The organism is Caulobacter sp. ALps2 (genome assembly GCF_058681635.1).
In genome coordinates this window covers 2,873,454-2,895,686 of the sequence record NZ_CM178743.1, presented here as the reverse complement: position 1 = coordinate 2,895,686, position 22,233 = coordinate 2,873,454, and the positions used below count along the sequence as shown (strand labels likewise).

20 protein-coding genes are annotated in these 22,233 nt (G+C 67.9%); 9 read left to right on the top strand and 11 right to left on the bottom strand.

Going from position 1 to position 22,233, the window contains the following annotated elements; translation table 11 throughout:
• Positions 1-144: 144 nt before the first annotated feature.
• Positions 145-579 (bottom strand): flagellar assembly regulator FliX, encoded by a 435-nt coding sequence (gene fliX / locus ACW173_RS13785; RefSeq protein ID WP_492080569.1) that lies wholly within the window; start codon positions 577-579, stop codon positions 145-147.
• Between the two features lie 219 nt (positions 580-798).
• Between fliX and ACW173_RS13780 the strand changes: the two genes are divergently transcribed.
• From ACW173_RS13780 to ACW173_RS13770, 3 genes are read left to right on the top strand one after another with little or no spacing between them, the layout of a single operon-like run.
• A complete protein-coding gene (locus ACW173_RS13780) occupies positions 799-1,911 on the top strand; it encodes a flagellar basal body P-ring protein FlgI (RefSeq protein WP_492080568.1) in 1,113 nt (370 codons plus the stop codon).
• Positions 1,911-2,294, top strand: coding sequence for a rod-binding protein (locus tag ACW173_RS13775; protein ID WP_492080567.1), 384 nt, complete (start codon positions 1,911-1,913; stop codon positions 2,292-2,294). Before ACW173_RS13780 ends, ACW173_RS13775 begins: the two co-directional genes overlap by 1 nt.
• A gap of 2 nt (positions 2,295-2,296) precedes the next feature.
• Positions 2,297-2,746, top strand: a complete 450-nt coding sequence (locus ACW173_RS13770; RefSeq protein ID WP_492080566.1) for a flagellar basal body protein — start codon at positions 2,297-2,299, stop codon at positions 2,744-2,746.
• On the opposite strand, the gene ACW173_RS13765 is transcribed toward ACW173_RS13770, so the two are convergent.
• From ACW173_RS13765 to ACW173_RS13750, 4 genes are read right to left on the bottom strand one after another with little or no spacing between them, the layout of a single operon-like run.
• Positions 2,743-3,375, bottom strand: coding sequence for a class I SAM-dependent methyltransferase (locus ACW173_RS13765; RefSeq protein WP_492080565.1), 633 nt, complete (start codon positions 3,373-3,375; stop codon positions 2,743-2,745). The genes ACW173_RS13770 and ACW173_RS13765 overlap by 4 nt on opposite strands.
• 16 nt (positions 3,376-3,391) lie before the next feature.
• Entirely contained in the window at positions 3,392-4,678 is a 1,287-nt protein-coding gene (locus tag ACW173_RS13760; RefSeq protein WP_492080564.1) for a DUF3422 domain-containing protein, read from the bottom strand.
• Between the two features lie 33 nt (positions 4,679-4,711).
• Positions 4,712-6,295: an ABC-F family ATP-binding cassette domain-containing protein gene (locus ACW173_RS13755; RefSeq protein ID WP_492080563.1), complete on the bottom strand. Its 1,584-nt coding sequence runs from the start codon at positions 6,293-6,295 to the stop codon at positions 4,712-4,714.
• Complete coding sequence (locus ACW173_RS13750; RefSeq protein WP_492080562.1) at positions 6,252-6,365, bottom strand: hypothetical protein; 114 nt, start codon at positions 6,363-6,365, stop codon at positions 6,252-6,254. The genes ACW173_RS13755 and ACW173_RS13750 overlap by 44 nt, the downstream gene beginning before the upstream one ends.
• A 120-nt stretch (positions 6,366-6,485) precedes the next feature.
• Here ACW173_RS13750 and ACW173_RS13745 point away from each other — a divergent pair, with 120 nt between their 5' ends.
• A complete protein-coding gene (locus ACW173_RS13745; RefSeq protein WP_492080561.1) occupies positions 6,486-6,950 on the top strand; it encodes a DUF1203 domain-containing protein in 465 nt (154 codons plus the stop codon).
• A 10-nt stretch (positions 6,951-6,960) separates the two neighbouring features.
• Here the strand turns inward: ACW173_RS13745 and ACW173_RS13740 are convergent, their stop codons facing one another.
• Together ACW173_RS13740 and ACW173_RS13735 are read right to left on the bottom strand one after the other, a co-directional pair.
• Positions 6,961-7,116 carry a hypothetical protein gene (locus tag ACW173_RS13740; protein ID WP_492080560.1) on the bottom strand — a complete coding sequence of 52 codons (156 nt, stop codon included), beginning with the start codon at positions 7,114-7,116 and terminating at the stop codon, positions 6,961-6,963.
• 108 nt (positions 7,117-7,224) lie between these two features.
• The gene (locus ACW173_RS13735; RefSeq protein WP_492080559.1) at positions 7,225-7,872 is read right to left on the bottom strand and encodes a hypothetical protein; all 648 of its coding nucleotides are present in this window, start codon (positions 7,870-7,872) and stop codon (positions 7,225-7,227) included.
• A 242-nt stretch (positions 7,873-8,114) separates the two neighbouring features.
• On the opposite strand from ACW173_RS13735, the gene uvrA reads away from it, so the two are divergent.
• Complete coding sequence (gene uvrA, locus ACW173_RS13730; protein WP_492080558.1) at positions 8,115-11,024, top strand: excinuclease ABC subunit UvrA; 2,910 nt, start codon at positions 8,115-8,117, stop codon at positions 11,022-11,024.
• A gap of 58 nt (positions 11,025-11,082) precedes the next feature.
• Here the strand turns inward: uvrA and ACW173_RS13725 are convergent, their stop codons facing one another.
• The gene (locus ACW173_RS13725) at positions 11,083-12,003 is read right to left on the bottom strand and encodes a hypothetical protein (RefSeq protein WP_492080557.1); all 921 of its coding nucleotides are present in this window, start codon (positions 12,001-12,003) and stop codon (positions 11,083-11,085) included.
• Between the two features lie 177 nt (positions 12,004-12,180).
• On the opposite strand from ACW173_RS13725, the gene ACW173_RS13720 reads away from it, so the two are divergent.
• Positions 12,181-12,795 carry a glutathione S-transferase family protein gene (locus ACW173_RS13720; RefSeq protein ID WP_492080556.1) on the top strand — a complete coding sequence of 205 codons (615 nt, stop codon included), beginning with the start codon at positions 12,181-12,183 and terminating at the stop codon, positions 12,793-12,795.
• On the opposite strand, the gene ACW173_RS13715 is transcribed toward ACW173_RS13720, so the two are convergent.
• From ACW173_RS13715 to ACW173_RS13705, 3 genes are all read right to left on the bottom strand, one after another.
• Complete coding sequence (locus tag ACW173_RS13715; protein WP_492080555.1) at positions 12,792-13,679, bottom strand: hypothetical protein; 888 nt, start codon at positions 13,677-13,679, stop codon at positions 12,792-12,794. The genes ACW173_RS13720 and ACW173_RS13715 overlap by 4 nt on opposite strands.
• Positions 13,680-14,438, bottom strand: coding sequence for a hypothetical protein (locus ACW173_RS13710; RefSeq protein WP_492080554.1), 759 nt, complete (start codon positions 14,436-14,438; stop codon positions 13,680-13,682).
• 106 nt (positions 14,439-14,544) lie between these two features.
• On the bottom strand, positions 14,545-15,492 hold the full coding sequence (locus tag ACW173_RS13705) for a hypothetical protein (RefSeq protein WP_492080553.1): 948 nt from the start codon (positions 15,490-15,492) through the stop codon (positions 14,545-14,547).
• 110 nt (positions 15,493-15,602) lie between these two features.
• On the opposite strand from ACW173_RS13705, the gene trmFO reads away from it, so the two are divergent.
• The 3 genes from trmFO (at position 15,603) to ACW173_RS13690 (ending at position 22,080) form a co-directional block, all read left to right on the top strand.
• Entirely contained in the window at positions 15,603-17,015 is a 1,413-nt protein-coding gene (gene trmFO, locus ACW173_RS13700) for a methylenetetrahydrofolate--tRNA-(uracil(54)-C(5))-methyltransferase (FADH(2)-oxidizing) TrmFO (RefSeq protein WP_492080552.1), read from the top strand.
• Between the two features lie 403 nt (positions 17,016-17,418).
• Positions 17,419-20,823 carry a TonB-dependent receptor gene (locus ACW173_RS13695; protein ID WP_492080551.1) on the top strand — a complete coding sequence of 1,135 codons (3,405 nt, stop codon included), beginning with the start codon at positions 17,419-17,421 and terminating at the stop codon, positions 20,821-20,823.
• 171 nt (positions 20,824-20,994) lie between these two features.
• Positions 20,995-22,080 carry a mechanosensitive ion channel family protein gene (locus ACW173_RS13690; RefSeq protein ID WP_492080550.1) on the top strand — a complete coding sequence of 362 codons (1,086 nt, stop codon included), beginning with the start codon at positions 20,995-20,997 and terminating at the stop codon, positions 22,078-22,080.
• Positions 22,081-22,233: the final 153 nt, after the last annotated feature.

The window sequence follows — 22,233 nt, the reverse complement described above, 5'->3', positions numbered from 1 at the left end:
TCAATGAACCTCGCGTGAGCGGGGCGTTCATGACGCTCCGCTCGCCCACGGGGCCCCGGACCGCGACGGTGACAGGTGGAAAACGCGCGAGAAAGCCAAGCGTGGCAGGAATGAACAACGTTCTTGCTTCCTGCCCCGCTCATCTCAGTGACCTCGGCTCTGAAGCTTGGCCAGCTCGACCGCGGCGCGCGTCTCGATCTCGTTGAGGACCCCCTCCAGTTGGGGGTCGTCCGTGTTCTCGCGCTGCTCGCGAATGGCGCGGGTCAGGCGATCAAGGGTGCTGTGCGAAATGTCGCCGTCGATCAGGGCGATGTGGACCTCGCCCAGGATGTCGAGGATCTGGTCGGCGCGGCGAACCGCGCGCTTCTTGCGCTCGAGCGGGCTGCCGACGGCGCCCGTCTCCTGCAGCGCCAGCAGGGCGTCGACCGAACCGACGCCGGTGAGACCGCCGACCGAAGCCGTGCTGGCCGCGCCGCTGGCGGCGTTCACGGACGGCAGGCTGAAGCCCGACGATCCGCCGGCGGGCTTAGCCCGCGACGCGCCAGTCGACGAGACGCCCCCCGTGCTGGAAACCTTCATCCGACCGCTCCAAAAGCTCTCACGCGCGAGTCACTCTTCTCATCGCACGAAACACAATGCGTCCGCGCGCTTGAAGTATGGTTAATGCCGGGCAGATTCTGCCGCCGGGCGCCGGGCGGACCACCGCCAAGCGCGGAATCCCTTGAGTCATAAGGCCTTCAAAGTGGCCCGCTTCTGGCAAGGGGCGGCGCGGGGATCGTCCCCCGCTACGAGATTGCCATGTCGCGTTCATTCTTTCGCACCGTCTTGACCGCCCTCGCCGTCGCTTCGGCCTTTGTCGCCGCGCCGGCGTTCGCCAAGTCGCGCATCAAGGACATCGTCGCCTTCGAGGGCGTTCGCGAGAACCAGCTGATCGGCTACGGCATCGTCGTCGGCCTGAACGGCACGGGCGACAGCCTGCGCAACGCGCCGATGACCAAGCAGAGCCTGGAAGCGATGCTGGAGCGTCAGGGCGTCAATGTCCGCGACGGCAATCTCAACACCAAGAACACCGCCGCCGTCATGGTCACGGCCAACCTGCCGCCGTTCTCGGCCTCGGGCTCGAAGCTGGACGTCAACGTCTCGACCATGGGCGACGCCAAGAGCCTGCTGGGCGGCACCCTGCTGGTCACCAGCCTGCAAGGCGCGGACGGTCAGACCTATGCCGTGGCCCAAGGCACCGTCCAGACCGGTTCGGTCTCGGCCGGCGGCGCCTCGGGCAGTTCGGTCACCAAGGGCGTGCCGACCGCGGGTCGGATCGCTGGCGGCGGCGTCATCGAGCGCGAGACCGGCTTCCAGATGGTCAATATGGACATCATGCGCCTGACCCTGCGCAATCCGGACTTCACCACCGCCCGCCGCATCGCCGACGCCATCAACGCCAAGTTCCCCGGCTGCGCCCAGGCTCAGAACCCGACCATCATCGCCACCCGCGCCCCTCCCGGCACGGACATGATCACCTTCATGACCAATATCGAGAACCTGGAAGTCGAGCCCGACGGCCCGGCCAAGGTGGTGATCGACGAAGTGGCCGGCGTGATCGTCATGGGCGACGACGTTCGGATCAGCCAGGTGGCGATCGCCCAGGGCAACCTGACCATCTCGGTGCAGGAGAACCCCGGCGTCAGCCAGCCGGCCCCGTTCAGCCAGGGCCAGACCACCGTCGTCCCGCAGTCCACCGTCAATGTCGACGAGGAAAAGGGCAAGAAGCTGCTCACCTTGGGCGGTTCGCCCTCGCTGAAGAGCCTGATCGGCGGCCTGAACGCCCTGGGCGTCACGCCCCGCGACATGATCTCGATCCTGCAGGCCGTGAAGGCCGCGGGCGCCCTGCAAGCCGACATCGAGGTGATGTGATGAGCGCGCTCTCCACCATATCGACCTTCGTCCCGCAGGTCGGCGCGGCCGCCGCCAGCGTCAGGACGGCCGCCCAGGCGGTGAAGTCCGCCGGCGCCGCCATCCAGGGCGCGGTCGAGGACACCGCCAAGGAAACCGCGACCCGCAAGAAGATCGCCGAGACGGCCAAGACCTTCGAGGCCTCGTTCATGTCCGTGATGATGCAGCAGATGTTCGAGGGTGTGAAAACCTCCGAACCGTTCGGCGGCGGCAATGGCGAGGAGATGTTCAAGTCGGTCCTGACCGACGCGATGTCGAAGGAAGTGACCAAGGCCGGCGGCATCGGCCTGGCCTCCACCGTCCAGCGCGAAATGCTGAAGATGCAGGGCCTGAAGGAGCACTAGCCATGGCCATCGCCGCCATCGACGCCGACGATCGCGTCCACCAACTGACCTTGTTGACCGAGCGCCTGACCGACCTGATCGCCAAGGAAGCCACGGCCTTCGAAAACCATCGCCCGCACGAGGCGGCGCGGTACATCGAAGAGACCGCCAAGCTGGCCAATGTCTATCGGCACGAGTCGCTGCGGGTTCGGCACAATGTCGCTCTGGTGGAAGCCGCCCGGCCCGAATTGCGCCAACGCCTGCTGCGCGCCACCGAGGCCTTCGACGCCGTGCTCGCTCGCCAGGCGCGCGCCGTGAACGCGGCCAAGACGGTGACCGAAGGCCTGGTCCACGCCGTGGCCTCGGAAATCGCCAACCAGCGCGCCGCGCCCTCCACGACCTACGGCGCCGGCGGCATGGTCAACGACCGCCCGTCGATGGGCTCGGCGATCACGCTGAACCGCAAGGCCTAGGACTTCAGTTCAAAGACGGCGGCGGCCCTGGTCGCCCCGTTCGTATCCCCGAAGTCCGCCACCGGATACTCTGCCACGACCGCCAGGCGGTTGGTCGGCAAGGGCGCGCGGAACGGGTCGCCGATCAGCACCACGATGCCCGCCGCCCGGCAGCGCCGCAGGAAGGCCTCGACCCGCGTCGCCAGATCCGGATCGTAGAACAGATCCCCCACCAGCATCAGATCGATGTCCGGCGGTTCGCCGTCGAGCAGATCGGCCCGCGCGACCTCGATCGTCACGCCGTTGGCGGCGGCGTTCAGGCGCGCGGCGGTGACCGCATATGGATCGACATCGACCGCCCTCACCTGCCCCGCGCCCGCCTGGGCCGCCGCGATCGCCACGAGTCCCGAGCCCGCGCCGAGGTCCAGTACGCGCTTGCCCGCGACGACCTCGGGATGGTCCAGGACATGCCGCGCCAGGGCCAGCCCGCCGCCCCACGGCCGCGCCCAGTACGGCGAGCCAAAATCCGGATCGGTGTCGGCCAGCCGCATCAGCCCACTGCGCGGCCCCGCGCGGTGCAGGCGGATCTCCGGGACGCCGGGCACGAGTTCGAGCGGCAGGCGCTGCTGGATAAAGGTTCCGAGGTTCACCGGCGGACTTAAGCGCCTAAGGCGCGCCGTCGATCAACCGCTTCTTGCGACGATGCAGGCCGGCGGCGACCGCGATCAACACCAGCGGGACCAGGGCGGACAGCAGGTGCTCGGCGAGATCCGGCCAACCGTGCAGCCAGGGTTTCAGCAGGTAGCCCAGAAGGCCCAGCACGTAGTAGCCGACCGCGAAGATCGACAGCCCCTCGACCAGTCCCTGCAGCTTGGTCTGCAGTTGCAGGCTGGCGTCCATGCCGCGCAGGGTCTCCTGGTTCTGGCGATCCTGGGCCAGGCCCAGCTTGGTGCGCAGCAGGTCGCCGCCGCGGGCGATGCGGAGGCTGAGGTCGTCCAGCCGCCGGTCGGCCGCCTCGCGCGTGCGCATGGCCGGCAGAAGGCGCCGGGCGATGAACTCGCTCATGGTCGAGTGACCCGGGATCCGCCGCTCGCGCAGGGCTTCCAGCCGATCCAGGGTCAGGCGATGGTAGGACTCGGTCGCACCGCGCCGGAACCGGCCGTTGGCCGCGCGGAGCTCGACCTCGGCCGACAGGGCCAGCAGGTGGTCGAGGACGCTCTGGCTGTCCTCGCCGGCCGCCAGACCGCTGGTGATCGCCGCCAGCCGCGCCTCGGCCCCGTCCAGCCAAGCCAGCAACTCGCGGGCCGGCGGGAAGCCGATCAAGGCGAGCTTCCGATAGTTGCCGATCTCCAGCAGGGTCTGGACCAGGCGCGAGACCTCGTCATTGGCCAGGGTCAAGTTCTGGACGTGGATCCGGCCCGTGCCGCCCTCGCGCAGCCGGAAGTCGGTCCAGATCCGCGCCGCCCCGTCGAACACCTCGCACGAGACGCAGCGGAAAAGATCGATGTGGCGGCCCAGGTCCGCCTCGGTAGGCGGCTTCGCGCCTGGAGCCGAAACCGAGATCTCGACGCCCCGGAACACCTGGCCAGGCGCGCCGTCCAGCCAGAAGAAACTCGCCTCGGGCTGGGGCTGAAAACCGAGGTCGTGTCCCAACGGCCCGTAGGCGAACCAAGTCCAGGTCGAGAACTCCTGGTGACGCTCCCACAGCCAGCCGCCGTCTTCGCATCCGATCAGCGCGCGACCCAGCGCGGGGTCCTGTCCCGGGGCGAACAGGGCGACGAAGGCCGCCTCCGCCGCCCGCTCGTCGGGATCCACCAGATATACCCATTGGCGCAGCCGGACCGGCGCCCGGTCCAGCGGGAGCTCCCGCAGGTGCATGAGTTCGCTCAATGTCACCCGAAGCGGGTGGTCCCGACCGCCGTCCATCTCGTCTTCCCTGCGTTTCCGGGTCATTGGATCGAGCCTAATGTTACCGGTCACATAGACTTAACCGAGGGCGATCCTGCGTTCAATGCCGATCGCCTCGAGGAAGTCGGCGTCGTGGCTGACGACCAGCAGCGCCCCGTCGTAGCCCGACAGCGCCGCCTCGACGGCCTCGATCGAGGCCAGGTCCAGGTGGTTGGTCGGCTCGTCCAGGATCAGCAGTTGCGGCGGCGCGGCGGCGCTGAGCACGCAGGCCAGCGCCGCCCGCAGGCGTTCGCCGCCGCTGAGGGTCCCGGCCACCTGGTGCGCGGCGGTGTTGCGGAACAGGAACCGAGCCAGGGCCGCGTGGGCGTCGTTCTGGGTGGCGCCCGGGTTCAGCCGGCGGAAGTTCTCCAGGATGGTCTCGTCGTCGTTCAGCAGCGCCGCCCTCTGGTCCAGCAGGGCGACGGGCGCGGACAGCTTCACCGCGCCGGAGGTTGGCGAAAGGTCGCCGGTGGCCAGGCGGATCAACGTCGTCTTGCCCGCGCCGTTCGGCCCCGACACCGCCACGCGTTCGGGACCGGCGAGGCGTAACGACAGGCCGTCGATCACCGGCGTTCCATCCGGCCAGGTAAAACCGACGTCGTCAAAGGTCAGCACCGTCCGCCCTTCAGGCAAGCCGCAGGACGGCAGGTCGAAGCCCAGCGTCCGGGCGCGTTCGACCCGAGCCTCGGCCGAGGCCCTCGCCTCCGCCGCCTGGGTCGCCAGCTTGTCGGCCAGCTTGCCTTCGCGCGCGCCGCTCATTTCGGCGCGCTCGGCCATCATGCCCAGAACGATCTTGGGCGTGCCGCCCCGGTCGGCGAACTTGCGGCCGGCGGCGTCGCGGCGGTCCTTGCGCTCGCGGGCGACCTGGGCCTCGCGCGCGACACGGCGGACCTCCTTCTCGGCGTGGTCCAGATCGCGCTGGGCGGCCTGCGCCTCCTCGGCCTTGCGCTCGGCAAAGAGATCCCAGCCGCCGCCGTACGAGCGCGCGCCCAGCGACGACAGCTCGACGATCCGGTCCATGCCGCGCAGCAGGCTCCGGTCGTGGCTGACCACCACCGCGCCGCCGCGCCAGCGCGACAGCACGCGGGCCACGATCGCCTTGGCCTCGGCGTCCAGGTTGTTGGTCGGCTCGTCCAGCAACAGCACGTCCGGCCGCGCGATCAGCAGTCGCGCCAGGCCCGCCCGCGTCGCCTGGCCGCCCGACAGCGCCGCCGCCGGCCGCTCGACGTCGAAGCCCGCCGCCAGGCCGACATCGGCCAGGGCCTGGTCCAGCCGCCCCGGCAGGTCCCAGTCAGCCTCGGAGAGGTCGGTCTCGTCGCCCTCCCCACGCTCGATGCGCGACAGGCGATCCCAGTCGGGACCCACGCCCAGCAGGTCGACCAGACGCGCGCCTGCGGAGACGTCCGGCGTCTGGTCCAGGGTCGCGACCGTCCCCGTCCGCGTGACGGTCCCGGCCAGCGGCGGACGCGCGCCGGCGATCAGCGCCAGCAAGGTCGACTTGCCCGCGCCGTTACGCCCGACGAGGCCGATGCGCTCGGCCCCGATGGACAGGTTCAGATTTTCGAAGAGCAGCCGGCCGTCAGGCGTGGCGGCGGAAACGGCATCCAGAGTGACGAAGGACATACGAACCCACGGTCAGGGAAACAGGAAGGACGAAGCGGTCTTCCGGCTTGCTGATCATGGGAGCCTCCATCGGTTGGGAGCCGGGCTTCTACGCCCGCGAACGCGGCTTCGCAAGCTGAGCCGGACCGCAAGGATCGGGTGTCGCGTCCGGGCGGCCGGCGCGAGAACCACCTCAACAGAGGAGTTCCCCATGGCCTACGCCGTCACCAGCCTGCCCGCCGAACCGTTCGCCCCGCTGTTCGCGATGGACGACGAAGCCCTGGCCGCGCACGGCGCGCGCCGCGTCATCGCCGATGTCGCGCGAGGCTTTCCCTGCCGGGTCAGCCTGGATGACGCCGAGCCGGGCGAGACCCTGATCCTGGTCAATTACGAGCACCAGCCGGCCCAGACGCCGTTCCGCGCCAGCCACGCCATCTTTGTCCGTGAGAATGTCCAGCCCGTCGCCATGGTCGACACGATGCCGCCGGCCCTTCAGCGCCGCCTGCTGGCGCTGCGAGCCTTCGACGCCGACGGCATGATGCTGGCCGCCGATATCGTCGAGGGCGCTCGGGCCGACGCCTTGATCGCGAGATTGTTCGAGGACGACAAGATCGCCTACCTGCACGCCCACTACGCCAAGTGGGGCTGCTACGCGGCGCGGATCGACCGGGCCTAGTGAACCGCCCCTAGGGCGCCATGTTCCGCAGGACCCAGACCAGCGAGCCGATCCCGCCGCAGAAGACCATCATGTCGATGATGATCGAGCGCGGCTTGGCGCCCTTCAACGCGTCGAACGCGTCCTGCTTGGCTTCCTGCTTTCCGCTTTCGGCCTTCTTGGCCATGGCTCGGTCCTTCTGACGTCGAGCCCCCGCCCGATGGTGGCGGTTTAATCATGCGTGGACTGAAGAACCCGCTTCCAAACAGGGTTTAGGGAGTACGAACGGTCAAGGTCAGAAGCAGCCGCCCTCGCTTAGCCTGGGTGGCGGGCCGCCGGTGGAGAGGTTGCGCTCGGCAAAGCCGGGCGTGCGGCCCCGGCGGTAGTCGCGGCAGCGCTGCCCGCGCGGTTCGTCGAAGCGTTCCGGCGGCTTGGGTTCGGGAATCTCCCACTTCCGCTCGTCGATCGGGCCGATGAAGGAGGGCGACGGCCGCTTGTCGGCCTTGCGCCCCCAGCCGTTGTAGCAGGCCTCCTTCTCCTCCGGCGTCATGTGCTCGTTGCCGAGGCCAAGGCACGCGCGCTTGAGCCGGCCGGTTCCCATCGAGGCATTGCCTTCCAGCAACCGCCAGCGGCCGACGACCTTGGGGTCGACTCTCCACTCAGGATCGACAACAGGCGCGGACGGCGCCGACAGCGCGACGGCCGGCGGCCCCTCGCCTTCCGATGTCGCCGTCGAGGCCGGCGCCGCCCGAGCCGCCGATCGCGCTCCGGCCGCCGCCTGGCGATGTGGCGAGGCCCGCTTCCGCGGCCTCTCCAGCTCCAGGACGATCACCGGCGGCTCTTCCAGTGGCGGCGGCGGCTCCTCGATCAGCACCAGCGCGCCCAGGATCAGGCCGTTGACCAGCACCCCGCCCGAGGCGGCGAGCCATCGCCTGGTCCACACGCCCCGCCCCATCCCGCCACCTCTGGTTAAGCTGGGAAGGGACGACGCGCGCGAATGGCGCCGCTTTCGAGGCCTTCCGGCGCCCTATTGGCGGCGCCGCTGCTGACATCCGCTGTCAGCAGAAACAGCCCCTCGCACGCGCGACATTTGTTCGCATCTTGTTCTTGTGTTAATTCGCGCTTCGAGCCCTACATATAGCCGCTGCGCCGCCACCAATCGGGCGGCCCAACGTTCCGGAAAACATGGCTGAGCAACTGAACTTCATCCGCGTTCGCGGCGCCCGTGAGCATAACCTCAAGAACGTCAGCGTCGACATCCCGCGTGGCGAGCTGGTCGTGCTGACTGGCCTGTCGGGCTCGGGCAAGTCGTCCCTGGCCTTCGACACGATCTATGCCGAGGGCCAGCGTCGCTATGTGGAAAGCCTGTCGGCCTACGCGCGTCAGTTCCTGGAGCTGATGAGCAAGCCCGACGTCGACCTTATCGAGGGCCTGTCGCCGGCGATCTCGATCGAGCAGAAGACCACGTCGCGTAACCCGCGCTCGACCGTCGGCACGGTGACCGAGATCCACGACTACATGCGCCTGCTGTGGGCGCGGGTCGGGGTTCCTTACTCGCCCGCCACCGGCCTGCCGATCGAAAGCCAGACCATCAGCCAGATGGTCGACAAGATCACCGCCCTGCCCGAAGGCACGCGTCTCTACCTGCTGGCCCCCGTCGTTCGCGACCGCAAGGGCGAGTACCGGAAGGAGATCGCCGAGTGGCAGAAGGCCGGCTTCCAGCGGCTGAAGATCGACGGCGAATACTATCCGATCGAGGACGCCCCGGCTCTCGACAAGAAGTTCAAGCACGACATCGACGTGGTCGTGGACCGCGTGGTGACCAAGCCCGACATGGAACAGCGGCTGGCGGACTCCATCGAGCAGGCCTTGCGCCTGGCCGATGGCCTCGCCGTCGCCGAGTTCGCCAATATCGAGGAAGGCGAGAAGGAGCCGAAGCGCATCCTGTTCTCGGAACGCTTCGCCTGCCCCGTCAGCGGCTTCACGATCGCCGAGATCGAGCCGCGCCTGTTCTCGTTCAACAATCCGGCGGGCGCCTGCCCGGTCTGCGACGGCCTGGGCGCCAAGCTGGCCTTCGACGCCGACCTGGTGATCCCCGACAAGGACAAGAGCCTGCACAAGGGCGCGGTCGCGCCTTGGGCCAAGGGTCCGTCGCCGCTCTACACTCAGACCCTGCAAGCCCTGGCGCGCCACTACGGCTTCTCGATGGACGAGGCCTGGTACAAGCTGTCGCCCGACGCGCGCGACGTAGTGCTGAACGGGTCCAAGGGGACCAAGATCAAGTTCATCTACGACGACAACGCGCGCAAGTACGAGGTCGAGAAGCCCTTCGAGGGCGTGCTGCCGAACCTGGAACGCCGCTGGCGTGAGACGGACTCCAGCTGGGTCCGCGAAGAGTTGGGCCGCTATCAATCCGACACGCCCTGCGAGACCTGCCACGGCAAGCGCCTGAAGCCCGAAGCCCTGGCCGTCAAGATCGACGCCATGGACATCGCCGAGGTCTCGATGCTGGCCATCCGTCCGGCCCGCGACTGGTTCGCGAGCCTGGAAGGCAAGCTGACCGACAAGCAGATGGAGATCGCCCGGCGGATCCTGAAGGAGATCAATGATCGCCTGCGGTTCCTGGTCGATGTCGGCCTCGACTATCTGAACCTGTCGCGCGGCTCGGGCACCCTGTCGGGCGGCGAGAGCCAGCGCATCCGCCTGGCCAGCCAGATCGGCTCGGGCCTGACCGGCGTGCTCTATGTGCTGGACGAGCCGTCGATCGGCCTGCACCAACGCGACAACACCCGCCTGCTGACCTCGCTGCAGGGCCTGCGGGACCTGGGCAATTCGGTGCTGGTCGTCGAGCATGACGAGGAGGCGATCCTCACCGCCGACTACGTGATCGACATGGGCCCGGCCGCCGGCGTCCATGGCGGCGAGATCGTCGCCGAGGGCAAGCCGGCCGACATCATGGCCAATCCCAAGAGCGTCACGGGCATGTACCTGACCGGCGCGCGCGAGATCGAGGTGCCCGAACAGCGCCGGCCGATCAACAAGAAGAAGATGCTGCGGGTCATTGGCGCCACCGGCAACAACCTCAAGAACGTCACGGCCGAGATCCCGGTCGGGACCTTCACCTGCATCACCGGCGTGTCGGGCGGCGGCAAGTCGACCTTCACGATCGAGACCCTGTACAAGGCCGCCGCGCGCCGCCTGAACAACGCCAGCGACGCCCCCGCCCCGCACGAGCGGATCGAGGGTCTGGAGCAGTTCGACAAGGTCATCGACATCGACCAGAGCCCGATCGGCCGCACCCCGCGCTCGAACCCGGCGACCTATACCGGCGCGTTTGGTCCGATCCGCGACTGGTTCGCGGGCCTGCCCGAGAGCAAGGCGCGCGGCTACGGCCCGGGTCGCTTCAGCTTCAACGTCAAGGGCGGCCGCTGCGAGGCCTGCCAGGGCGACGGCGTCATCAAGATCGAGATGCACTTCCTGCCGGACGTCTACGTCACCTGCGATATCTGCAAGGGCAAGCGCTACAACCGCGAAACCCTGGACGTGCTGTTCAAGGGCAAGACGATCGCCGACGTCCTGGACATGACCGTCGAGGAGGCCGCCGACTTCTTCAAGGCCGTGCCGCCGATCCGCGACAAGATGGAGACCCTCAAGCGCGTCGGTCTCAGCTACATCAAGGTCGGCCAGCAGGCCACGACCCTGTCGGGCGGCGAGGCCCAGCGGGTGAAGCTGTCCAAGGAGCTGTCGCGCCGGGCAACCGGCCGGACGCTGTACATCCTGGACGAGCCGACCACCGGCCTGCACTTCGAGGACACCAAGAAGCTGCTCGAGGTGCTGCACGAGCTGGCCGACCAGGGCAACACCGTGGTGGTCATCGAGCATAACCTGGACGTGGTGAAGACCGCCGACTGGCTGATCGACTTCGGTCCCGAGGGCGGCGATGGCGGCGGCGAGATCGTCGCGACCGGCTCGCCCCAGGACGTGGCCAAGGTCGAGGCCAGCTGGACCGGCCGCTACCTCAAGGAGCTGCTGGATCGCCACGAGGAGCGCCGCAAGGCGCGGGTGGCCGAGCTGAAGAAAGCCAAGCGGGCCTAGAAACAGAAAAGCCCCGGAGAACGATCTCCGGGGCTTCTTCTTTGGATCTTCCCGACGGCTACCAGCCGCCGTTGCCGCCGCTCTCGCTGGAGCCCCCGCTCTCGCGCGCCTTGAGTTCACGATAGACGCTCGGGGCCGGGCCGAAGACGATCAGGGTGGTCAGCACAGAGATCAGGCCCGAGAACAGCGCCTGGACGATGCCGGCCGGCGTGAAATAGGCCTGCAGCGAGCTGGTGTCGGCGCGCATCATCTTGCCGGTGGCGGCGAAGTCGCCCGAGGCGATCAGGCCGATGGCCGAGACGATGGTCCAGATCAGCAGCACCACGATCACGCTCATCACCGCGGCCAGCAGATAGGCGCCCAGCAACGGCCAGAAGAGGCCCTCGGTCTGAGGCATCGATTTGAACAGCGTGACCTTGCCAGTGTCGAAGGTGACCGACGAGGCGAAGGACAAGCGCACCGCCAGCCAGATCATCACGCACATCGCGCCGACCACACACAGCAGGCCCAGGAATGCACCAGTCGGGCCGCCCAGCGCGCTGAGGAAGCCGCCCAGGGCCGAACCCAGGAACAACACGCCGATCAGGACCAGGCAGAACAGCAGCCACACGGCCGCCTGCCGCAGCTCGGCCGCGCCAATGCGCAAGTAGGCAAAGCGGCTCTCGTCATGGCGCAGCACCACGCGATTCACGGTCGCGAAGATCACCCCGTTCAGCAGCAGACTGTAGGGCAGCGACCACAGCGCCAGCGGCGCCAGGTCCGACATCAGGCGCGCCATCTCCTGCAGGTCCGGCGTGGTGTTCTCGGAGGTGTAGCTGAGGAAGGCTTCCAGCTGCGGACCGAAGAACACGATCGCCAGCACGTTGGCGATGATCGACAGCACCGTCATGGCGCCCGCCCAGATCCCGACGGCCTTAAGATTCTCCCGCACCAGACGGAAACCGGAGAAGGCCGCGTCGGAGGCGGAGAACTTGGACATGGCGGGCTCTTGGGGCGAGTTCTGGGGGCTGGCGTTCAGGCGGCTAGCCCTAACAAGGTTCGCGCCCCTTCGACAGTGCCGAACGCGGCTTTATTCGCCAGGTTGCGGCCAGGCGGACAACACCTCTAACATCCGTTTGAAAGGCGGCCTTCAGCGTCGCCCAAACGGGAGGGAACCATGAAGCTCTATGGCGAGGCCATGCCGGCGCCCAATCCACGCCGCGTGCGGATCTTCCTGGCCGAAAAGGGCCTCAGCGTGCCCGAAATTCAGATCGGCATGCGCCAGGGCGGCCACAAATCGCCCGAGCACCTGGCGCGCAACAGCCTGGGCCAGGTGCCGACGCTGGAGCTGGAGGATGGGACGACCATCAGCGAGACGGTCGCCATCTGCCGCTACTTCGAGGTGCTGCACCCTATTCCGCCGCTGTTCGGGATGACCGCGCTTGAGCAGGCTCGCGTCGAGATGTGGATCCGGCGTGTCGAGTTTCGCCTGATGGTCCCGATCGGCCTGTTCTGGCGCCATGCCCACCCGCTGACCGCGCGCCTGCTGAAGCAGAACGTCGAGTTCGGGGAGTCCAACCGCGAAGTGGTCGAACGCGCTCAGCTGTGGCTGGACCGCGAGCTGGCCGACGGCCGGCCGTACCTCACCGGCGACACCTATACGATGGCCGACATCACCGGGCAGACCACCTTGGACTTCGCCGACTTCACCGGACTGCGCACGCCGCCCGAGGCCACGCATGTGCTGGCCTGGCGCGAGCGGATGGCGGCGCGGCCTTCCGCCAGCGCCTAGTCGTGCAGCCCCGCGTCGATCTCGTCCTGGTTCAGCTGGGCGAAGGCCTTGGCCGGGGCGGCGACCAGGATCACGGTCTGCAGGGTCAGGAACACCGGGGCCAGCAATAGGTTGGCCAGCAGCACCAGGATCAGGCGCGGGTGGCTGGCGACCACGTCGCCGCCGCTCAGGGGATCGACGCCGCCGCCGACCACATTGCCGATGATGCTGGAGATCGTCGCGCCGATGATCGAGACCAGGGCCGACAGGACGATGGCCAGGACATACATGCCCAGCAGGCGCAGGAACTGGCCGTGGGTCTGGACCCAGGCCTCGCGGATGTCGATGTGATGGTGCGAGAAGGCGTGCGGGCCCAGCAACGACAGGCGCACGGCCACCCACAGTGACAGGCCGATCACCGCCAAGGCGCCCAGGGTGCCGAACCAGCCGGCCGCGGCGCCCGACAGTAGCGACGTGCCCAGCACCACCGCGCCGGTCGGGATCACCGTCACGCCCAGGGCCGCGGCCCAGGTGATCAGCGAGACGACCAACAGTTGCAGCTCTTCCTTGCCCAGGCGCAGATAGGCGAAGCGGCTGTTGTTGGGCTCGATCACCGAACGGATGATCGCCGCCTGCAGCACCGAGGCCAGAGCCAGGGCCACGGCGATCAGCAGCACCATCACCCCGCCCAGGTGCGTGACCAGGTCGAGGATCTCGCGCGGGTCGGCCGAGCCGGCGCGTCCGGCCAGGGCCGCGCGGCCTTCGTCGCCCAGCACGATCTTCACCAGCAGACCCAGGATCGGCAGCATGACCAGCGAAAAGGTCGCCCAGGCCAGCACCGGCAACGGCTTGCGCCGCATGGTGCGAAGGCCTTCGAGGGCGGCGTCGACGGGACGGACGGACATCTAGACTTCCTGCGAGACCGCGTGGCGGCGGTAGAAGTGGGCCAGGGCGCCGGTCCAGGCCGGCATGGCGTAGAAATAGGCGCACAGCGCCAGCACCGCCGCCGTGACGGGGCCTTGCGGCGCCAGGCTCAGCGCCGCGCTGACGACCAGCACCGGCGCGGCCACGGCCAGGCCGACGACCAGCAGGGTCGGCACGTGGCCGCGGGTCAGGGGAAAGGCGCTCAACACTCGCACGCCCGACTGCTCGACCGTGGCCGGACCCGACAACGACAGGCGCAGGCCCAGCCAAACCAGGACCGCGAAGCTGGCCAAAGGGACCAGGCCAACGAGGAAACCAGCCGGACCCGCGCTGGCGAAAGCGGCCTTCCAGCCCTCGGTCGTGCCGGCGTTGAAGTCCGGAGCCGCCGTACGGGCCACGCCCAGGGCGACGCCGCCGACGATGACCATCAGGATCGCGCCGATCAGGAACAGCAGGGCCAGGATCATCAGCTGGGCGGCCAGCAGCCGCCACTCGTCACGGCCCCAGCGCAGACCCTTGAAGCCGCCTTGGCGATCGAAGGCTCGGCGAAGCAGCGCGCCCTGGGCGATCACTCCGGCCAGCAGGGCGCCGATGAAACGCAGCCCCGGCGGCAGCAGGCCCGCCGCGACGCTGAGGACGGCCGCCAGCGCCAGGGCGCCCCAGCAGTCTCGAGCCGCGCCTGTCACGTCGGAAAGGCCCGCGCGCAAGGTCGCGCCGATGCTCGCCGATCCGTCCGCCATCCGATCAAGTCCCTCTACGCGCGCGCGGCCGCGAGTCGCCGCGAGCCCGCGCAATCTATGGCCTGACCACGGTTCTGGCGATGACGTCGCCCGGACGCAACCGGATTTAAGCCTGGGCCAGATCCTGCTCGCGCAACGCCCGATAGGACGCCGCCCACGGCGCGCAGAACACCGTCACGACCACCGTCGAGAACACCACCCACAGCACGCCCGCGACACCGATCGCCGGACCCAGCTTGCGGACGATCTCCATCGGCGGCTCACGCAGCAGCGCCTGGACCGCGCCCGGCTCGAACAGCCAGCTCATCTGACCGCCCAGGGTGAAGATCCCGCCGATCACCGCCCCAGCGAAAAGCACCTCGATGCCGATCAGGAAGACGAACAGCAGCAGGGCCAAGCCCAGCAGCTTGCCGACATGGCCCTTGGTGAAGCTCCACGACTCGAACAGCCGGAACTGACGGTCGGCGAAGGTCATCGGCGCGGCCATCGACAGTTTCAGGGCCAGCCAGAGGGCCAGCACCAGCACCAGGAGGCCGACCACAAACCCGGTCCCGACCATCGCGCCCACCGAATTGCCGCCCGCGCCGACCCCGACGATCGCCACCAGGACCATGCCCAGCAGCGCGACGACGAAGAAGGCGATGTAGGCCAGGACGTATTCGACCAGGAACAGCAGGGTCAGCCAGCCCTCCCGCGCGCCCAGCCGCAGATAGCCGAACCGCGAGTCCCGCGGCTCCAGCACGGCGCGGAACACCGCCGAGCAGATCACCGCCTTCACGGCCGTCGACCACATCCAGAACAGCAGCTGGAACAGCATCATCCCTGACTGCATCCGCATGAACCGGCCGATCAACGCGGGGTCGTTCGCGGCGCTGTCCTGGGCACCCATCTGCATCAGCAGCGCGAAGTCGGGCCGCATGAACCACAGCAGCAGGTACATCGGCGCCGCCGTCGCGACGAACATCGCCAGCCCCCAGGCCAGTACCGCGAGCGGCTTGCGCGCGATGATCCCAAACCCGGCCGTGGCCGCGTCGGCTATGGAAAACCTCGCCATGTATCCTCCCATACCCGGCCTCCTCGCCACCCTGGCGCGAAGCGCCTGTCCCCTATCGCGAGCCTACACGCAGGTTTCGCCGAGCGACAGCCGGGGGTATACGCCCGCCCATGACCACGAATTCGACCTATCAACCTGTGCACGTCATCGGCGGGGGCCTGGCCGGCTCCGAAGCCGCCTGGCAGATCGCTCGGTCCGGCGTCCCCGTCATCCTGCACGAGATGCGCAAGGACGACGCCACCGGCAAAGTCATCACCGACGCCCACCAGACCGACGGCCTCGCCGAGATGGTGTGCTCCAACTCGTTCCGTTCGGACGACTGGCAGTTCAACGCCGTCGGCCTGCTGCACGCCGAGATGCGCAAGCTGGACAGCCTGATCATGTCCTGCGCGGACCAGCACCAGGTGCCCGCCGGCGGCGCCCTGGCCGTCGATCGCGACGGCTTCTCGGGCGAGGTCACCCGCCGCCTGGAGGCCCACCCGCTGGTCACCATCGTCCGCGAGGAGATCGCCGGCCTGCCGCCTGAAGCGTGGGACAACGTCATCGTCGCCACCGGCCCCCTCACCTCGCCCGCCCTCGCCCAGGCGATCCTGGACATGACGGGCGAAGGCCAGCTCAGCTTCTTCGACGCCATCGCGCCGATCATTCATTTCGACTCGATCGACATGGACAAGGCCTGGCGCCAGTCGCGCTACGACAAGGAAGGCCCTGGCGGCGACGCGGCCGCCTACATCAACTGCCCCATGAACAAGGAGCAGTACGAGGCTTTCATCGACGCCCTGCTGGCAGGCCCCAAGTCCGAGTTCAAGGAGTGGGAGAACGTCCCTTATTTCGACGGCTGCCTGCCGATCGAGGTGATGGCCGAGCGCGGCCGCGAGACCCTGCGCCACGGCCCGATGAAGCCCGTCGGCCTGACCAATCCCCGCGACCCGACCGTGAAGTCCTACGCCATCGTCCAGCTGCGCCAGGACAACGCCCTGGCCACCTTGTGGAACATGGTCGGCTTCCAGACCAAGCTGAAGCACGGCGTCCAGGCCGAAACCTTCCGGATGATCCCGGGGCTTGAGAACGCCCAGTTCGCCCGCCTAGGCGGCCTGCACCGCAACACCTTCATCAACTCGCCCAAGCTCTTGGACAAGTCGCTACGCATGAAGGTCGCCCCGCGCCTGCGCTTCGCTGGCCAGGTCACGGGCGTCGAGGGCTATGTCGAGAGCGCCGCCATGGGCTTGCTGACCGGCCGCTTCGCCGCCGCCGATCGCAAGGGCGCGCCGATCGACGCCCCGCCGCCGACCACCGCCCTGGGCGCGCTCGTCGAGCACATCACCGGCGGCCACCTGGAGGCCGGCAACGGTCCCGGCGGCTTCCAGCCGATGAACATCAACTACGGCCTGTTGCCGCCGCTGGAGGCCCCGAAGGTCGACGAAGACGGCAAGAAGATCCCGCTCAAGGAACGCGGCCGGGCGAAGAAGCGGCTGATGAGCCTCCGGGCGCTGGCCGATCTGGAGGCTTGGGCGGGGCTCTAGACCCAGCCTTCGCCCCGCTGACACCTCCCGTCATTCCCGCCACCAGGGCGGGAAGGGCGGCCGGTGCTTGGGCGACGTCGCGATATCTCCCGATACACAACCCCTTAAGGGCTTCCCCCGCCCTCGGCGCCAAAGCGCCCACCTTCGAAATTTGGGTATCCCGACCCCGCGCAAACTTCCGCGAGAAGTTTCAACCCGTTGAACAGCTAATTGTCGGTTATTTCCACCGATGCGAACGGGGCCGCATTACGGCGCTCGTTTTCGACAAAAACTACAAAATATCAAATGACACCGGTTTCTCTTGCCTATGACACCGGTCGCAGTTAGCGGTACCAGCGATTTCTGGGACCGGCCGAGCATCAACAAGAGCCGGGCCCTTTTTCCAACTTTCCGGGAGGGAACCGTGCAAACTCATTCCAAGCATCGTCGCGCCTGTGCGCTTCTGGCTCAGACCTCGCTGGGCGCCTTGACCGTGGCCGCCGCCTTGTCGCTGACGACCGGCGCCGCCTTCGCCCAAGAGCAGACCCCGCAACCCGCCCCGGCGGCCGAGCCGGCCCCGGCCGCCGCCGAACCCGTCGCCGAGGACTCCTCGGTCGAGGCCATCGTCGTCACCGGCTACCGCGCCGCCGTGCAGAGCGCGCTGAACCTGAAGCGCAACTCGAACACGATGGTCGACGCGATCAACGCCGACGACATCGCCGACTTCCCGGACGCCAACCTCGCGGAATCGCTGCAGCGCCTGCCGGGCGTCTCGATCGACCGCGAGAACGGCGAAGGCCGCACCATCACCGTCCGCGGCCTGGGCAGCGACTTCACCCGCGTCCGCCTGAACGGCCTGGAAGCCCTGTCGACGGCGGGTCCGTCCAACTCGGGCGACAGCGCCAACCGCTCGCGCGGCTTCGACTTCAACACCTTCGCCTCGGAGCTGTTCAGCGCCCTGAAGGTCCAGAAGACCGCCTCGGCCGAGACCGACGAAGGCTCGCTGGGCGCCACGGTCGATCTGGAGACCGGCAAGCCCCTGAACTTCAAGGGCCGTCGCCTGGCCCTGTCCGTGCAGGATGCCTACTACAAGAACGGCGGCACCCACTCGCCGCGCTTCGCGGGCCTCTATTCTGACCGCTGGGAAACCAACTGGGGTGACTTCGGCGCCCTGTTCTCGGTCGCCTACAACAAGCGCAACCAGATCATCGACAGCTACCAGCGCCAGGCCGGCCAGTCGGACTATGCCTATCGCCAGGCCACGTTCCTGGGCACGGGTTCGACCACCGCCACCCCGCGTCGCCAGGGCTTCGCCGCCCCGACCGGCACGTCGTGCAACAACGGCGTGATCCCGGGCGTCAACATCACCAACGCCGCCGTCTGCTCGGCCCTGACGGGTTCGAACCCGACCGCCTACAATCTGGTCAACAATCCCTCCAGCGCCACGGTCGTCGGCACGGGCATCACCGCCCCGGGGCCCCTGACCCGCATCCCGGCCCTGGCCACGCTGAACCAGCAGGATCTGGACCAGAAGCGCACCGGCCTGACCGGCGCCGTGCAATGGCGTCCGACCAGCCGCACCACGATCTCCCTGGACTGGGTCTATTCGGAACTCGAGCAGTCGTCGGTGAACTATCAGGTCCAGACCGTCGGCCTGAACCGCAACAATACCAACGCCGCCCTGAACACGATCACCGCCGACGCCACCACCGCGGCCAAGCGCGCCCTGTACGCCAGCTGCACGGCCCGCGCCGCCAGCGCGATCCAGGACGCCATCGACTGCGGTCAGCAATTGGGCGGCGGCGCGCTCGTCCCGGGCACGGCGTTCAGCTACAACGCCAACAACCTCGACCCGTACGACTACTACAACAGCCCGTCGTCCGTCGGTTACGTGGCCGATCCGACCGGCACGGCCATGCTGACGCAGTTCATCGGTCGCCCCTCGGTCCGCCTGATCGACGCCGCCCTCTCGCCCACCGGCGCCAATGCCGACTACCTGAAGCTGGGCAATGTCGACCTGCGCTCGGCCGCCGACGCGTCGTTCTTCACGACCTATTTCCGTCAATCGTCGCTGAAGCTGGACCACGAGTTCAACGACAACCTGTCGATGACCGCCGTCTACGGTAAGTCCTCGTCGAACAACAAGACGCAAGGCCTGCTGGCGGACTTCATCCGCCTGGACAGCGGCCAGGGCGTGGCCGGCAACGATTACGTCGTCTACGACGCCCGCGGCGGCGGCGACATGCCGGTCCTGAACCTGGGCTTCGACGCCACGCAAACCAGCGCCTGGGACTTCGTGAAGGGCTACTCGGCCCTGCGGAACTACCAGCGCTACACGCGCAACGACTACGAGACGATGCGCGTCGACTTCAAGTACCACCTGGACAACAGCACGGACGTCAAGTTCGGCATCAGCCAGCGCAAGTACGGCTTTGGCACCTCGGAATATCGCCGCCTGACCGGCGAGACCCTGAACCCCAGCCTGAAGGAAGCCGGCTCGAACGTCGCGGCCGTCAGCAAGGTGATCAACTGGGGCACCGGCCTGAAGGTCCCGGAAGGCACGACGACCGCCTTCCTGGCGCCCGACCTGAAGAAGATGACCGAGCTGTTCGGCTTCGACTGCAACTGCATCAACAAGTACGGCGACTGGCGACTGTCGTACCTGGCCAGCGCGGCCAACCGCTATTCGGTCGACGAGAAGGACACCAGCGCCTACGTCCAGTTCGACTTCGACACCGAGTTCCTGGGTCGCGAACTGCGCGGCAATGTCGGCACGCGCTACGCCCTGACCGAGGTCAATTCGGACGGCCTGACCAACACCTCGCGCCCGATCTCGGGCTCGAACAAGTACCACGACATCCTGCCGTCGATGAACGTGTCGTACGAGGTCCTTGACGACGTGCTGCTGCGCTTCGGCGCGGCCAAGGTCATGGCCCGTCCGCTGCTGGCCAACCTGGCCCCGAACGTCACCTCGATCAGCGTGCCGTCCAACGGCGCCACGGTCGGCGGTTCGCTGACGGTTGGCAATCCCAAGCTGGATCCGTTCCGCGCCACCAACCTGGACCTGAGCCTGGAGTGGTACTTCGCGCCGGGCGCCCTGGTCTCGGTGGCCGTGTTCAACAAGGACATCTCGAGCTTCCCGCAGACCCTGGTGTCGTCGGCCAGCCTGAGCACGTTCCTCGACGCCGACGCCATCGCGGCCCTGCGCGCGGCCCAGACCAACACCCAGGCGATCGCCTATATCGACGCCAACAACCCGTTCGACGTCCGCCAGTTCGGCAACGCGCCGGGCGGCTACATCCGCGGCATCGAGTTCAACTATCAGCAGAACCTGACCTTCCTGCCCTGGTACTTCAAGAACCTGGGCGTCCAGTTCAACGCCACGCACCTGGAGTCGGAACTCGAGTACATCGTGACCCCGGCCAACGCCCGCCTGAACCAGGCGGCGGTCACGGCCAAGGGTCCGTTCACGGGCGCCTCGCCGGACGCGTTCAACTTCACGGTCTTCTATGAAGTCGAGAAGTTCAGCGTTCGCCTGTCGTCGGCCTACCGCGCCAAGTACCGGACGCAGTACCCGATCGCGACCGGCACCTGCGAGCCGGGCTTCTGCGACTCGCCGCTGGTCAACGACTTCCTGGGCAACAGCAGCACGTTCAACCTGGACGGCTCGATGACCTACAAGTTCAACAAGTACATGACCCTGTCGGTCGACGCCCTGAACCTGACGAACCAGGCCGAGAACCGCTGGGCCTACCAGAACGACCCGGTCACCACGCGCTACGCCGCCGTGGGCCGCTCGATCTTCGCTGGCATCCGGTTCGTCTACTAAGGAGCGTGACAGCCGAAGGTGGCCGCCGGTTTCGGCGCCCGTCACGCGACCAAGCATGGTTTCCTCTAAGCGTTATTTCCTCCCAACGCTTGACTTGGGCCGCGCCGGATCTCCGGCGCGGCCCTTTCTTTTTGACCGGAGCCTGATGCGCCGCGAGACGTTCGGACGGGCATGGAGCATCTGAAAACCTGGCTCACCGACACCGCCCTGCTGCTCGGCTGGGCGCCGCCGTGGCTGGTCAGCACGTTGCTGATCACCCTGGCCATCGTTGTCGCCCTGGCGGTCCACGCCGTCGTCGTGGTGGTCGTAAGGCACGCCGTCTCGCGCCATGGCGCCTTCTGGCAGCCCCTGATCGCCCGCACGCGGCGACCGACGCGGATGGCCTTCATCGTCGCCGCCCTCGGTCCCGCCGTCTCCGCCGCGCCCCTGGCGGCCGCCCAGGCCAGCGGCGCCAAGCACGTGCTGCTGGTGTTGTTCATCCTGCTGCTGGGCTGGATGGCCATGACCGCGCTGGACATCGGCGCGGCCCTTTACCTGCGGGGCTTCAAGGTCGACGTCGAGGACAACCTGCTGGCCCGCAAGCACATCACCCAAGTGCGGATCCTGCGGCGGGCGGTCGCCATACTGGTTGGCGTTTTCACTCTGGCCCTGGCGCTGATGACCATTCCCGGCGTGCGCCAATGGGGCGTCAGCCTGCTGGCGGCCGGCGGGGCGGCGTCGCTGATCGTCGGCCTCGCGCTGCAGCCCCTGCTGACCAACCTGATCGCCGGCATCCAGATCGCCGTCACCCAGCCGATCCGCATCGACGACGCCGTGATCGTCGAGAAGGAATGGGGGAATATCGAGGAGATCAACGCCACCTACGTGGTCGTGCGCCTGTGGGACTGGCGGCGGATGGTGCTGCCGCTCAGCTACTTCATCCAGACGCCGTTCCAGAACTGGACCCGGGAAAGCGCCGCCCTGATCGGCACGGCCATGCTGTATGTCGACCCCGCCGCGCCGGTCGACCGGCTCCGTTCGAAACTGGAAGAGATCGCCAAGGCCTCGCCCCTCTGGGACGGCAAGGTGGTCAACCTGGCCGTCACCGACCTCACCGCCGAGGTCATGGAGGTCCGCTGCCTGGTCAGCGCCCGCAACGCCCCCAAGACGTTCGACCTGCGTTGCGAAGTCCGCGAAAAGATGATGGCCTTCCTGCGCGACGAGTTGCCGGAAGCCTTCCCCAAACGCCGCCTGGCCCTAGCGGCCGGCGAGACGTAGTGGCTCCGCTCTTCCGTAAGTAAGCAAATTATGACTTAACAGGAGGCGCCGCCATCTCGACATGGCGCGCGGGCGGGCGCCTGAGCGGGATCATCCTCCCTTCGGCGCTTGTCGCAGGAAAGCGGCGGGCGCAGCCTGCTAGGGTTGCGGGAT